The sequence below is a fragment of the Runella sp. genome, assembly GCF_965279615.1.
GTDB lineage: Bacteria > Bacteroidota > Bacteroidia > Cytophagales > Spirosomataceae > Runella.
In genome coordinates, this window is sequence record NZ_OZ257252.1 from 4,022,044 (window position 1) to 4,036,855 (window position 14,812).

Consider the following 14,812-nt stretch of genomic DNA (forward strand, 5'->3'; position numbering starts at 1 on the left):
GTTGAAAAAAATAACCTGTGATGATAAAAATGAAAGAAAGCACGCTGAGTGTTTTAGTTTTTAGTCTGTTCCTTCTAACCAATTGTTCCAAAAATTCAGACAATACTGTAAATGGCCCTGCTCTGTTTGAGCAAATAGCTCCCGAAAAAAGCGGAGTAGCCTTCGCAAATATAGTGCGTGATACGAAGGGTCTTAATATTCTGGATTATCTCTATTTTTATAATGGGGGCGGAGTAGCCGCAGGCGATGTAAACAATGACGGACTCACTGATTTATTCTTTGTTTCTAACCAAAACAAAAACACGCTTTTTCTCAATAAAACGCAGGCTGGCAGCGGAATAAAATTTGAAGATGTATCCGTAAAAGCAAACATTGGAGGAACCGCAAATTGGAAAACAGGCGTCACGATGGCAGATATCAACGGCGATGGCTGGCTGGATATTTATGTATGTGCCGTTAGCAATTATAAAGCGTTCAAAGGCCATAACGAGTTGTTTATCAACAATCAGGACGGAACATTCTCTGAAAAATCGAAAGAATATGGACTTGATTTTCAGGGATTTTCAACCCAAGCGGCTTTTTTTGATTACGACCATGATGGCGATTTGGACATGTACCTGCTCAACCATGCGGTGCATACATCCATTTCTTACGACCGTGTCAATATACGAGGACTTGAACGCGATGACATGGCGGGCGATTTTTTCTTTAGAAATGACGGAAAGCATTTTACCGACGTGAGCCACAAGGCAGGTATTTATGCCGCGCCTCAGGGTTACGGGTTGGGGATTTCGGTGGGAGATCTGAACAATGATGGTTGGGAGGATATTTACGTTTCCAACGACTTTCACGAAGATGATTATTATTATATCAATCAAAAAAACGGGACGTTCAAAGAGTCATTGCGAGAACATTTTATGCACACCAGCAAGTTCTCAATGGGCAATGACATGGCCGATATCAACAACGATGGCCTGCTTGATGTTGTGACTGTCGATATGTACCCCAAAGATCCCAAAGTGGAGAAATCTTCGATGGGCGAAGACCCATTGGATGTTTATCTGTATAAATTGCAATTCGGTTATTACAACCAATACACCCGAAATACGCTGCAATTGAACCTGGGCGGCGAACACTTCAGTGATATTGGAGCGATGTCGGGCATTTCGGCAACGGATTGGAGTTGGTCGGCACTGTTAGCTGATTATGACAACGACGGCATCAAAGACCTCTTTGTTACCAATGGCATTGAACGGCGCCCAAATGATATGGAATACATTAAATATGTTTCTAATCCGATGGTTGAAAACATGTTGGAAAGAGGCAAAACAAGCGACCGCGATGCGCTCCAAAAAATGCCGGACGGGCGTTGGCACAATTATCTCTACAAGGGAAGCGACAGTTTGCTTTTTGAAGATAAATCGTTGGCATGGGGTTTCAAAGAATTTAATTGCGCCAACGGTGCCGCTTATGCCGACTTAGACAATGACGGCGATCTGGAACTCATCACCAACAACTTGAATTCTCCCGCCGGCATTTATGAAAACAAAGCGAATGAGTTGTTTAAGAATCATTTTTTGAAAGTTAAACTTCAGGGACTAAAAGGGAACGGATTTGGAATTGGTACCAAAGTATACCTCAAAACAAACGGCAAATGGCTGTATCAACAAAATATTCCCACGCGTGGATTCATGTCGTCGGTAGAGCCTTGGTTGACGTTTGGATTGGGAAAAGCCGCAACCATTGATTCGCTCGTCTTTGTGTGGCCTACGCAAAAAGCGCAGATTCTGACAAATGTAAAATCAGACCAAACGCTTACGTTACAACAGGAAGCTGCTGCCGCGCACTGGACATTACCGGCAGGTAAAGCGCCGATTTTTGAAAATGTTACCACGCAATACCCCGTTGATTTTGTCCATAAAGAGAACGAATATTACGATTTTACCCGCGAGCCGCTGATGCCCTTTAAGATTTCTACGGAAGGGCCAAAAATGGCCGTTGGAGATGTAAACGGAGACGGCTTGGAGGATTTTTACGTTGGTGGTCCTAAATACCAATCAGGAAAATTATTCTTTCAAAAGACAGACGGGCAATTTGCAGAAAGTAAACAAAGTGCATTCCTTGCAGATACGCTTTGCGAAGACATTGACGCCTCCTTCTTTGATGCCGATGGCGACAAAGACTTAGACTTGTATGTGGTAAGTGGCGGAAATGAATTCTTTATGCAGGACGCGCCATTACTCGACCGCCTGTATTTCAACGATGGGAAGGGCAATTTTGTCAAAAATGCCAATGCATTACCCAAATTATACAGCAACAAATCGTGCGTTAAAGCCGTAGATTTTGACAAAGACGGCGATTTGGATCTGTTCGTGGGTGGGCGAGTGGTTGCATTTCATTATGGTCAACTTCCTGATTCTTATTTATTGATCAACAACGGCAAAGGAATATTCACTGACCAAACCGAAAAACTTGCGCCCGATCTGCGTAAAGTCGGCATGGTCACCGATGCAAGCTGGGTCGATATCGACAATGACAAAGATGCTGATTTGGTGGTAGTTGGCGACTGGATGGGAATTACTGTTTTTGAGAATAACAAAGCATCATTAGCTATAAAGAGGACTTCGTTAGAAGACAAAAAAGGATTTTGGCAAACCATCAAGTCGGGCGATCTTGATGGCGACGGCGACATGGATTTTGTGGTTGGAAACTTGGGCACAAACTCAAAATTCAGACGCCACGAAAATGCCATCATTCGTATGTACGCGGGAGATTTCTTAAATAGCGGCGCCAAATATGACCAAATACTGGCTTACAGCGAAGGCGACGAGTTTTATCCCGTGGCCTCTAAAGACGAACTGGGAAAAACATTGCCCTTCCTAAACAAACGTTTTCCCAACTACAAAGATTTTGCAGGGAATACCATCGGAAAAATCTTTAAATCGGCCGAGCTTAAAGCTGCGGATGAGCTGGAAGTCAACACGTTTGAAAGTGTTTGGGTGGAAAACTTGGGCAAAGGCGAATTTAAAGTACACTCTCTTCCAAGCGAAGCTCAAGTATCTAAAATCTTTGCCTTAAACATTACCGACGTTACCAAAGATGGCAAACCCGATATTCTTTTGGGTGGTAATTTCTACAATGTCAGCACCTATCAGGGGCGTTATGATGCAAGTTATGGGTTGGTGTTGGAAAACAATCTTACCAAAGGACATTTTACCTCTTTAACCGGCTCCGGCTTTTTATTGACCGGAGAAGTACGTGATATTCAGCCCATTCGTGGAAGTGTGGGGAACCGATTTTTGGTGTCGCGCAACGGTGCAGGAGTATTGATTTTTAAAACGAAATAATATTGATGGTGCCTCAGAACATCCTTTTGTTGGGTGCGCGGGCACCCATTGCGCTTGAGATGGCGCGGAGCTTTGGCAAACAAGGCCACCGCGTCATTTTGGCGGACTCGCTTCACCTCACTTTGGCACGTTGGAGCAAATACGTTTCGGCTTATTACCACTTGCCCCCGCCCGCCTACGCGTTTGAGGATTTTCAAAAAAAGCTTATCCAAATCATCATCGACGAAAAAATTGACCATTGCCTTCCCACTTGTGAGGAGGCTTTTTTTGTGTCAATGACCAAAGATTCCCTCCCATGTGAAGTCTGGACTGCTGACATGGATTTAATGCACCAACTTCACCGAAAAGATACATTTATTGAATTGGCAAAAGGATTTCTGGAAGCTCCTGACACAATAAATGCGGCTGATTTTGAGGATTTTGACAATACATCTTCTTACGTTTTTAAGCCTATTTATTCTCGTTTTGCCAACTTTACGCTCATTCGTCCTACCGTTTCGCAAATCAAAAAGATACCTGATCTGTCAACGTGGGTATGTCAACGGTTCATTAGCGGCAAAGAAGTGTGCGTTTATTCCATTTGGGCACATGGGAAACTGAAAGGCATTACCGTTTACCACCCCAGATACCGCGTTGGACAGGGGTCAGGAATTTATTTTGAACCGGTAAACAATGACATGCTCATTGAATCTGTTACACGCTTTGGCAAGGCAATTGACTATCATGGTCAATTAAGTTTTGATTTTATCATTCAGCCCGACAGTACGCCTGTGGTGTTGGAATGCAATCCGCGCGGCATCAGTGGCGCTCATCTGATCGGCGATGACTTGGCACGATGTTTTTTGGATGATTCTTTCCAATTTTTGAACATTCGCGATTATCACATGGCCGTTAAGTTTGCTTTTTTGATTACGCAACCACATCGAATGTTTAAATCGGATTTTTACCGAGCCAAAGACGTTATTTTCAACGGCGACGACCCTTTGCCGCTGTTTTTACAACCGCTGAGTTTGGTAGAGCTCTTAAAAATCAAGTTCTTGCAGAAAAAAACGTTATTACAAGCTTCGACTCAGGACATTGAGTGGAATGGATAAATTCATGATTAAATGGCTTCTCCCTTCTCAAGTTCCAAATCCACAGATCAAAGCGTGGGGTGAATTGTTTCATCAATATGCTTCGCAACAACTTATTGAAAATGTCCGTACGGATTTTCGCATTTTATCCATCGCCGAACGTTGGTTTTTGCCCGTTTCCATCAATGATGCCGAGCTTGACAATTCTTACGTTTGTTCGCCTTATACGGCTTGCGTCACATACTCCATTGAAGAACTCAACCGAAACATCAGGAATCCTTTTTTAAATAAGTCGTTGAATTTAGTGCTGAAAGGAACCTCCAATTGGCTGATCCGCAATGAGATCAACAAAACTATTCACGTTAATAATTTTCTGCTTTCCACGAATCCTTATCCCGACTGGCACGGAATTTATTTACCACAAATCGTCCGTTTTTTAACAGAACAATTTCCGGGGCATACCATTATTTTCCGATCATTGAATCAAGTGCAACATTCGCTTTTATTGCGTGAATTTGAACGATACGATTTTCGGACCGGAGCAAGTCGGCAAGTGTATTATTTTCATCCCAACGCTCAAACGTGGTCCAGGCATAACAATATCGGCAATGATCGGCGTCTGGTGCAGAAATCTGACTTAACTTACCTTTCGCCCGAGCAAATGAAAAATCATGTCGGACAAATCCGAGGGCTTTACAATCAACTTTACATTCAGAAATATTCGCAGCATAACCCTCGTTTCACCGAAACGTTTTTCGAAAAAGCGTTTTTCAATAACCTGTTCCGATTTGAAGGATATTGTGATGGAGAAGGAATACTGAAAACTGTCGTAGGTTTGTTTGAATTAAATGGCACCATTACCTCTCCTATTGTTGGTTATGATCTTGCCGAAGATCCCAAAAAAGGGCTTTACATTTATGCTATTGATTTGATTTTGAAACGAATGCATCAAACCGGTCAAGTATTGAATCTCAGTTCGGGCGCAGCCAATTTTAAGCGACTGCGTGGCGGCCAAGGCCATTTGGAATATTCGGCGATTTATATGAATCATTTGCCGCCGGTTCGTCAACGCATGTGGAAAACGTTATTATTTTTATTGAACAAAATCGGCATCCCGTTGCTTGAAAAATATGAGTTATAGCCAAAATACGTGGTGGCCGTTGGGGTTTGAGAGTGATTTCAAATCCGATTACCCCTATCCTATTGCATCGCCTTTTGGCGCATTGGTTATTTATAAATCAGGCAATCAATGGGCAGGGTTTAAGGATATTTGCCCGCATCGTGGCGCACCTTTGTCACGTGGTTGGGTGCAGAAGGGGCAATTGGTTTGCCCATATCATGGCTGGTGTTTCGACCAAAAAGGCAAGAATACCTTTGTTCCGGTAATTAATAAACCAACCAATGTTACGCTGGAGTGTATTTCGCTGCGCATCGAAGGCGGAATCGTATGGGCCTCAAGTGATTCAAATGCTTCCTTCCCCACTATTTCTTCATTAAAACATGATGTAACATTGGGCGGAAATACGACTGCAAACTTACTTAATACGCTCGAAAATTTTCTGGAAGGCAGTCATACACATTATGTCCACAACGGCTTTATTCGTACTGAACACTCTAAACGTACGGCGCTCAAAGCTCGTCTTTCGCCTGACTCCAACGGCTTCAAAGTAGTTTATGAGGCCGAGCCTGCCAAAGGGTTACTCACCAAATTATTGCCAAAAAACTACCAAATCCTGACTCCAACAGCTTATTATATTTATCCCAATATTGCTATTCTTGAATATTTGACCCAAGACCAACAACCACTGATTCGGATTGAAGCCTGCCTTAATGAATCTAAATCAGGTTGTACGTACGTTGCCCGGATATTTTTGCTGAGACCGTGGTTGCGTTTTTTTGGAAAATGGGCGGTAAAAAAGCTTTTCGGGATTATTATCCGACAAGACAAGCGCATTTTAGAGTTACAAAAAAACAATCTGAATACTTTCTCCGAACGTCGGTTTGTGTCAACTTCTGCCGATACCGTGGGGAAAGAGTTGTATTTTTGGCTGTATAAGCCCGAACATAAATCGTCGGAAGAAAGTGATTTTGAGGTGTATTGGTAAAAAGGCTTCTTAGTTCAATGACGGATTTTGGGGTGTTTTGGGCAGCGTCGATTTTGAAGCAAAAATCAGCACATGAATCAGAATTCCCAAGACAATCAACAACGACAACTCAAACCGATTTTGATTGGCCGAGCCAAGCACGATCTTCCGTGAACTGTCGTTCAATTTTTCACCTTCCGAAATTTGAATATTGGAGAGATGGTCCAAATCATTTGACATCGTATAAAATGACTCTCCTAACGTCTTCTTTGCGCTTGAAATTTCTGTCTCTGCCTCTATTTGATAAAAATAACGTTGTTCCAGTCGAAAATCTTCCGCTACATGTGCTTTGAATTTATAGAAAACTACGGCTTCTGCGGGCGTCAGTTTTGTTTTCTCAAATTCATGAATCAGCGTATTTATGGCTTTGTTGTGCCGTGAAATTTGGCTTTTTATGTGGCTTATATCTTCATAAGAAGTGCAGCCATCAATCATTATTTTCTTTTCTGACAAGTGATGATAGAATTTATAGATATAGCTTTCTGCCAGTAAACGGTCTTCATAAACCGTGGAAAAAGCTTCTCCAAGCTCCGTAAAGTTTTGTTTATCAAGCAGATTTTTCACAAATAAAAGCCCAAAAACAACCGTTAACAGTACGGCAATTTTTAATTTTTGTTGCAAGCTATACGCCCATTTCATGATAGCAAATGTTAAAAAAGTACTGAAAATCAACCAAGATACCTATTTACCAAAGGTACAAAAATCTGTAGTAAACGGAAGCAAACGTTTTGGTCGAAATCCCCGTATATTTGTCTGAATAATATCTATTTCGAGGAGATGAAACAGTGGCTAAAACTAGGAATGTGGATAGGTCTTGTGGGAATGACAGGCTGTGATCTGATAGTGCCCAAGGCCGAAAGAACAAACGATAATCAGGCAATAACCGGAAAATGTCTACCGGACAAACCCATTTCTTTTCTGGAAGAAACCAATACGGAGAAGGGCTTTTTCAATCCCAAAGACAGCCTTTACTACGGCACTATCGTTTACGGAGTTTTTTACCGAGGCGGAATTACCAATCCCTGCGAATTGGTTCGACGCCCTTACGATTATAAAAATGCCATTTCACGAAAATTTAAAATCGTTTGGCAAGGCCCCAAAGGCGTAACCTCGGATCGTCAAACTGCACGTGCATTGATTCGTTTTACGGACAAAGGTTACCAAGATGATGTTGATCGCAATTTGCCCATGGCTGATACACTTCATCCTTATCCATACGAAATTGTAGTTGAAGATGATTCGACTTATGTAAACATAGCCACTAATCGCGAATATAAGCTGGCACTTCGCAAGGGGTATTCCGGCTTATTAGACGAAGTTAAATGTGCCGAAGTGAGCTTTTCAACAACGCCTGCGTTTGATGCACAACGCATCATTTTGGAAAACGCCGCATCGTCAAGCTGGTCACCGCGTTATTTTTTTAAAGCAGCTGATTTTGCGCCCAATGTAGAATACATCGTAGTTCGTGAAAAAGAATGCGCCACCTGCAATGTTCCGATACCTACCTTAACTTCCACCCAAACCGTCATCAGCAAAGGTCAGGATGTGCTTCTCAGCTTTACCGGATGTCCCGTAATTGACGGAGCGCAAGGGCCTTTAGAATGGTTTGAACAACCGGCAGGAGGACAAAAAAGATTGATTCAGCGCTTTAGCTATTCGGCACGAAATGAACGTCGCTTCAATCCCGAAACCACCACTACCTATTTTCTGCGTTGTCAGGGAGATTGGCATTGCAAACCTCAAAAAGAAGTAAGCATTACGATAGAAGTAAAATAAAAAAACCTATAAGGTTTGGCTGACAACAATAATCACCCTTATAGGTTTAGGTATTATTTCCTTTTTCTTCGTGCGCCTTTATCTTTTGGCGAAGAGCCCGAACTGCGTTGTCGGCCACGTTCATTTTTAAATCCTGACGAACTGCGTGTTGGAGCGGCGTCGGCCAAAATCAGATCCATACTTCTGCGAGAGATATTGGTTTCTTTTACTTTTACTTTCACGGCATCGCCAAAGGTGTAAAAGCGTTTACTGCGCTGACCTACCAAGCGATAATTTTCCTTATCAAGCTCATAATAGTCATCATTCAGGTCATTCATACGAATGAGCCCTTCGGAAGCGGTATCGGTAATTTCAACAAAAATTCCGAACTCCGTTACACCCGTAATGATACCATTCCATACACGATCCGGCTCCATCGAAGCCATAAATTCTACCTGTTTGTACTTGATGCTGGCACGTTCGGCATTGGCTGCCAGTTGCTCTCGCGACGAAGAATGCTTACAGGCGGGTTCATATTCTGCACGTTCCGGCGACGGTTTTCCATCCAAATAATGCTGTAACAACCGATGCGCCATCATGTCCGGATAGCGTCGAATGGGTGACGTAAAGTGCGAATACCTCCTGAAAGCCAACCCAAAGTGGCCGGCATCTTCGGTGCTGTAACGCGCTTTTGCCATGGTTCGAATGGCCAATTGCTCCAAGGCATTTTGTTCCGGCTTACCTTCCAAATCCTCCATTAACCGGTTCAGCGACTGAGCAGCCATCTTTTCATTCTCCAACTTCAGCTTATAGCCCAAACGCCCCGCAAACGCCGCAAATATGCGCAGTTTTTCCATGTCAGGTTCTTCATGGATACGATATACCATTGTGTTTGGATTGCCTTTGTCTTTCGACAATCGGTAAATGTATTCCGGCACTCGTTTGTTGGCCAACAGCATAAACTCTTCGATGAGTTTGTGTGCATCTTTCCGAACCTTGGTATAGATTCCGAGCGGTTTTCCCGCTTCGTCCAAACGGAATTTTACTTCAACGGTTTCAAAATTAACGGCGCCTTTGGCAAAGCGTTCTGCCCGAAGTTGATGCGCCAATGTATTTAAAAGCGTCAGTTCTTTGGCATAGGGCAACGGCGCGGAAAGGTCTACAAATCCTTCCTCTTTCGCTGCTTTGTCAGCGGCAGTCTGCATTTCCAACACTTCCTGCGCTTCCTCGTACGAGAATCGTTTGTCGGAGTGAATCACCGTTCGGCCAAACCATTCATGTTTGATCTTGGCATCAGGCGTCATTTCAACCACCACCGAAAATGTAAGCTTATCTTCGTTTGGCCGCAATGAACATAAATTATTGGATAGTTTTTCGGGTAACATTGGTACAGTTCTATCCACCAGATAAACCGAAGTAGCCCTCGCATAAGCCTCCTGTTCAAGTGCCGTACCGGGGCGCACATAGTGGGTAACGTCGGCAATATGAACACCGATCTCGTAATTTCCATTGTCTAAAAATCGCACTGATAACGCATCATCAAAATCTTTCGCGTCGGCAGGGTCAATGGTAAATGTTGTGATATCGCGCATATCGCGGCGGCGCGCTATTTCTTCGGGAGCAATAGTATCAGGAATCGCATTGGCTTCCGCTTCCAGTTCTTCGGAAAACCGAATCGGCAAGCTGAATTCCGCCAGAATAGCGTGCATTTCGGTTTCGTGCGTTCCTGCTTTTCCAAGCACTTCCACTACTTCCCCTTCCATGCGCCGAGAGCGAGTCGAGTATTGCGTCAGGTGGATAAGAACTTTATCGCCATCCTGCGCATTTTTCAGTTTTGTTTCGGGAATATATACATCCTCATACATTCGGCGGTTGTCTAACGTAACGACGCCGTATTTAGGCCAGAGTTCGATCTCGCCCACAAAATCCGTTTTGCCGCGCGCAATCACTTCTTCCACACGCCCTTCACGCCGACGCCCGCTGCGGTAATCGCTGAAAAGGGTAATACGTACTGTATCGCCATCAATGGCTCCGCGTAAATCATCGGAGTCAACCCACACATCGGCATTTTCCGAAAGTTTTGATCCTGCGGGCAAAGGCGAATCCATGACCACAAAAGCATAGTTTTTGTTTACATGCTCTACTCTTCCAATCAGTACGTTGGCACTTACATTGGCCTTATATAAGCCTTCAGGTGTACGGGTTATGCGTCCTTCTTCAATAAGTTCATCGAGTAAGCCATTCATAATCAGCCGCATTTTATGGTCATCGGCGTCAAAATGGTCGTGAAGCTGTTGCAGTTCAAATGGCTGTTCGTTATTGATCTCAAAAAACGTGGCAATCTCTGACTTAAATTCATCCAAAAACGTCACAATCTGTTTTTGGGAGCGAGTTTTTTTGTTTTTAACCTCGCTTGTTTTTTTTCTTTTATTCATACTTAAAATTACTTCTACTCATGGTAACATTTTTTTACGAGAAATCATTACATAGTAAATTCTGTGCTTTTCAGGGTCCTTGTACATTGTTTCTCTTTCTTTACTGACCGGTTTATAAATCACTTTTAAGACTTAATTCATTGCTCCCTGAAAGTTTCAAAAGAGCTACCTCCTACTAAAGATAACAATAAAAACGAAATTCGCACTAAAGACCTGCTTAAATTTATATGCCGGCTACCTGAGTCCCCCAATAATACTATAAGCAAATGCAGACAATTCGTGCGTTAGAGAAATAATTTAAATTCTACAGAGAAAAACAGTTAGGACCTGCTAATTTTCAGTATTTGAGTTTTTGTTTCCGGTTTTTCTTATTTTTGTACAAAAGTATGCAAGCATAATACCGTTTGTACAAATGGAAACCTACGGAAAAATTCTTCTCATTGCTATGCCCATCTTTTTAGGGCTGGTCTTACTGGAAAAACTGTATGGATGGGGCGTCAAAAAACAACCTTTCCGAACCATGGACATGCTTTCAAGCATGAGCTCAGGGTATACCAACATCATCAAGGATGTATTGGGATTAAGCATTTCTATCCTGACGTACGGTTGGATGGTAGAGCATTGGGCTATCTACAAAATCGAATCGACGATCTGGACGTATATCGTTGCTTTCGTTGCCTTGGATATTTCCGGGTATTGGGTGCATCGTTTAAGCCATGAGATCAACTTTTTTTGGAACAAGCACGCCATTCACCACAGCAGCGAAGAGTTTGATCTGGCCTGTGCGCTTCGGCAAAGTATTTCGTCATTCATTAATTTATTCACGATCTTCTTACTGCCTGCGGCTTTGCTGGGCGTTTCTCCTACGGTGATTGCCATTGTGGCTCCTTTGCATCTGTTTGCTCAGTTTTGGTATCATACTGTTTACATTAACAAAATGGGATTTTTGGAGCATATCATCGTTACACCTTCTCACCATCGTGTACATCATGCCATCAATCCGGAGTATTTGGATAAAAATCACGGACAGATCTTTATCATTTGGGATAAACTTTTTGGAACGTTTCAGGAAGAAATGCCGAGCGTTCCTCCGGTATACGGCATTACACGACCTGCCCAAACGTGGAATCCCATTAAGATCAATTTTCAACACTTGTCGTTGCTCATTAAAGACGCATATCGAACCAATAATTGGCGCGATAAATTTCGGATTTGGTTTATGCCCACCGGTTGGCGCCCTGCCGATGTCGTGGACAGCTACCCTGTTCACAAAATAGATGATCCTTACCGTTTTGAAAAATACGCCACTAAAGCTTCCATTCCATTATTGGTTTGGACTTGGTTTCAATTTTTGTTTACGTTTGCGCTCATCAACTTCTTCTTCATGAATATTGGCAAAATAGGTACGCCCAACATTTTTATCTACGGTGGCTTTATTTTTCTGTGCGTATTTGCCTATACCGAACTGATGGATCGTAATCCTTACGCGTGGGTGTGGGAAGGAGTTAAAAACGGCATTGGCCTGTGGCTTATTTATCAAACAAATTGGTTTGGAATTGGAGAATCATTGCCGTGGGCTACGTTGGTACTCAGCGCTTATTTTGTACTTGCAACCATTATTACCGGGCTTTTTGTTTGGTTTGATATTCGAAAAGACCAAGCCGTTCAAACCAAAAAAGAATTGGCAACTGCCTAAAAAATTTTAGTTCGGGCACGATTTTTTAGTGAACTGATAATGATAATCGTTTGTTTTTATCAGTTCACTAACCTGTCTACCTCCTTTTTGCGGCAGACATTATAGAATATGGAGCGTTCACGCGTAGAAGATTCGGGGCTTATCCCGTATCGCTATATATGCCTTTTGGAAATTTTCAGGGTTGATTTAGAGGGCAATCCTCTTACTTACGTCAGTCGTTCGACGGGTTTTTTGATCGACAAAAATGTTATCGTCACTGCCGGGCATTCGCTGAATCAGGTAGAATCCAGAATCAGTCATTTTAAAGTTTATCCTTTCATCAATGCGGTGTTGCCACCCACTATTTATCGGGTAGATATTCCGCCTGCAACGTTTGAAATACATACCATTCCTGACTATAAGAATCCAAATTGTTACGTTAAAGACGATTATGGAGCAATTGTATTGCAAACAGATGCTGTTTATCAACAAATGGGCGGGCATTTCGACTGGAATGAAAATTATTTATTTGCCGAAAATTTAGTAGAGCATTCCTCAATACACATAGCGGGCTATCCTATTGATAAAGCTGATTTTGAGATGTGGGGAGAGCAAGGCAATGCCATAGAAATTACCAAACATTGCCTTATTCACTCTTTTACTACAACCCAACGAAACAGCGGCTCACCTATTTGGATAGAACATCAGGGAAAATTTATTGTGGTTGGAATCCACGTATCAGGCAATTCAGCCTCCTGCGGCTATCGACCCGAAAACCGAGAATTTGGCAGCGCTGTCTTGCTCAAAAAGAATGTATATGATACTATTTCGGGCTGGATAACTTCCCGAAATGAAAATTTTTCAGAAAATTCCTTTAAACACTCTTCCTCCACAGTTGGTTAAAATGACAAACGAAAATTCAGTATGTCATTTCATGGAAAGAATATTTTGATCATCGGTGCAAGTTCAGGTATTGGCTACGCCATTGCCAAAAAGTTGGAAAATGAAGGAGCAGCACTCTTTACAGCATCCCGCACTCCACCCGAAAACCTTAAAAATCAGCACATAGTTTGGGATGTTACACAACCCACCAATGGGATTTTTGATGCGCTGCCTGATACACTTCACGGTATTGTATATGCGCCGGGCACCATTTCATTGAAACCTTTCCAACGGTTTTCCCTTACCGATTTTCAATCAGATTTTCAGATAAATGTTTTGGGAGCGGTGGCTGTTCTTCAAGCTAACCTAAGTAAATTACGAAAAGCAAACGGCGCTTCTATTGTACTTTTCAGTACGGTGGCCGTACAAACAGGAATGGGATTTCATACTTCCATTGCCGCTTCAAAAGGAGCGATTGAGGGGCTGACGCGTTCGTTGGCCGCCGAGTTTGCTTCCGCCAAAATTCGCTGCAATGCTTTAGCCCCTTCCCTTACGGATACGCCTCTGGCTGCCGGACTGCTTGCCAATAACGAAAAACGAGAAGCTTCGGCCAAGCGGCATCCTTTGGGGAGAATAGGTACTCCGGAAGATATAGCTTCTGCCGCCAAGTGGCTGCTTTCAGACGCGGGGAGTTGGATTACAGGACAAATTATTGGGATAGACGGAGGCATCGGAAAGTTAAAGTAACTTTCCGATGCTATTTGAAGGAAGAATCTCTTGTGATTATTATCGAAGATCGATTACTTCTACTCCTTTATATTGAGTCGGGTCGAAGGCAAAGAATTTTTCTTCAACCGCTACATTAGGTGTAAATTTATCTACTTTAAACGTCAGTCGCTGACCGCTGCGCTGAATTACTTTCCAACTTTTGACCGATTTATCTTTTTTGTCTACTTTGATCTGGACTTTGGAGATTTTGCTTTCTTTCTTTTCGGGCGAGAGTTCCACTACTTCATACACTTTGCCGCTTTCCGTCACTTCTTCAATGAAAACGTATTTATATCCTTTTTTGTAAATAGTGTATACTTTCGTTGGGTCAATGTCACCGACTTCTTTGGGATCATAATTATTGACAGTAGCTTCGTTGCTTTCTTTGATGTAAGTGGTCATCACCTTGCCATCGTTAAAAATTTCCTGTCCCGCCATTTTCAAGCGAAATTTTGTCCCTTTTACAGTCGCGTCTCCTTTCAGGGTTTCTTTTGACCCCTCATTTGTATAGGTAAAAGCTACCTTAAACGAAGTCATTGTTTTGTACTTATTGCTCATCGCATCCAAGATCGCAGTGGCACGTTTATCATTTTGGGCGTGGAGGAAAGAACTCGCAAAAAGCAAGGCTATAACCAAAAATTTTCTCATTGTTGTAGGTTTAATTACTTTTTATAGACGGTTTTTTTCGTTTATGGTTTAAAAAACCGTACCACTATTAACGCAAAATATGCCG

At 42.6% G+C, this 14,812-nt stretch carries 11 protein-coding genes; 8 read left to right on the plus strand and 3 right to left on the minus strand.

Annotation, left to right across the window (positions count from 1 at the left end; all coding sequences use genetic code 11):
- Positions 1 to 29 precede the first annotated feature (29 nt).
- From ACQY73_RS17070 to ACQY73_RS17085, 4 genes are read left to right on the plus strand one after another with little or no spacing between them, the layout of a single operon-like run.
- The gene (locus ACQY73_RS17070) at positions 30 to 3,347 is read left to right on the plus strand and encodes a VCBS repeat-containing protein (protein WP_428668260.1); all 3,318 of its coding nucleotides are present in this window, start codon (positions 30 to 32) and stop codon (positions 3,345 to 3,347) included.
- 5 nt (positions 3,348 to 3,352) lie between these two features.
- Positions 3,353 to 4,441, plus strand: a complete 1,089-nt coding sequence (locus tag ACQY73_RS17075) for an ATP-grasp domain-containing protein (protein WP_428668262.1) — start codon at positions 3,353 to 3,355, stop codon at positions 4,439 to 4,441.
- Positions 4,442 to 4,445: 4 nt separating this feature from the next.
- Positions 4,446 to 5,561, plus strand: coding sequence for a hypothetical protein (locus ACQY73_RS17080; protein ID WP_428668264.1), 1,116 nt, complete (start codon positions 4,446 to 4,448; stop codon positions 5,559 to 5,561).
- Positions 5,551 to 6,525: a Rieske 2Fe-2S domain-containing protein gene (locus ACQY73_RS17085; RefSeq protein WP_428668266.1), complete on the plus strand. Its 975-nt coding sequence runs from the start codon at positions 5,551 to 5,553 to the stop codon at positions 6,523 to 6,525. Before ACQY73_RS17080 ends, ACQY73_RS17085 begins: the two co-directional genes overlap by 11 nt.
- Positions 6,526 to 6,534: 9 nt before the next feature.
- Here ACQY73_RS17085 and ACQY73_RS17090 read toward each other — a convergent pair whose 3' ends face one another.
- A complete protein-coding gene (locus ACQY73_RS17090; protein WP_428668268.1) occupies positions 6,535 to 7,203 on the minus strand; it encodes an MCP four helix bundle domain-containing protein in 669 nt (222 codons plus the stop codon).
- Between the two features lie 138 nt (positions 7,204 to 7,341).
- Between ACQY73_RS17090 and ACQY73_RS17095 the strand changes: the two genes are divergently transcribed.
- Entirely contained in the window at positions 7,342 to 8,340 is a 999-nt protein-coding gene (locus ACQY73_RS17095; protein WP_428668270.1) for a hypothetical protein, read from the plus strand.
- A gap of 53 nt (positions 8,341 to 8,393) precedes the next feature.
- Here the strand turns inward: ACQY73_RS17095 and rnr are convergent, their stop codons facing one another.
- On the minus strand, positions 8,394 to 10,754 hold the full coding sequence (rnr, locus tag ACQY73_RS17100) for a ribonuclease R (RefSeq protein WP_428668272.1): 2,361 nt from the start codon (positions 10,752 to 10,754) through the stop codon (positions 8,394 to 8,396).
- A 412-nt stretch (positions 10,755 to 11,166) separates the two neighbouring features.
- Between rnr and ACQY73_RS17105 the strand changes: the two genes are divergently transcribed.
- The 3 genes from ACQY73_RS17105 (at position 11,167) to ACQY73_RS17115 (ending at position 14,058) form a co-directional block, all read left to right on the plus strand.
- Positions 11,167 to 12,450 carry a sterol desaturase family protein gene (locus ACQY73_RS17105; RefSeq protein ID WP_428668274.1) on the plus strand — a complete coding sequence of 428 codons (1,284 nt, stop codon included), beginning with the start codon at positions 11,167 to 11,169 and terminating at the stop codon, positions 12,448 to 12,450.
- A gap of 108 nt (positions 12,451 to 12,558) precedes the next feature.
- On the plus strand, positions 12,559 to 13,332 hold the full coding sequence (locus ACQY73_RS17110) for a trypsin-like serine peptidase (protein WP_428668276.1): 774 nt from the start codon (positions 12,559 to 12,561) through the stop codon (positions 13,330 to 13,332).
- 21 nt (positions 13,333 to 13,353) lie between these two features.
- Positions 13,354 to 14,058 (plus strand): SDR family NAD(P)-dependent oxidoreductase, encoded by a 705-nt coding sequence (locus ACQY73_RS17115; protein WP_428668278.1) that lies wholly within the window; start codon positions 13,354 to 13,356, stop codon positions 14,056 to 14,058.
- 39 nt (positions 14,059 to 14,097) lie between these two features.
- Here the strand turns inward: ACQY73_RS17115 and ACQY73_RS17120 are convergent, their stop codons facing one another.
- A complete protein-coding gene (locus tag ACQY73_RS17120) occupies positions 14,098 to 14,727 on the minus strand; it encodes a LolA family protein (RefSeq protein WP_428668280.1) in 630 nt (209 codons plus the stop codon).
- Positions 14,728 to 14,812 lie beyond the last annotated feature (85 nt).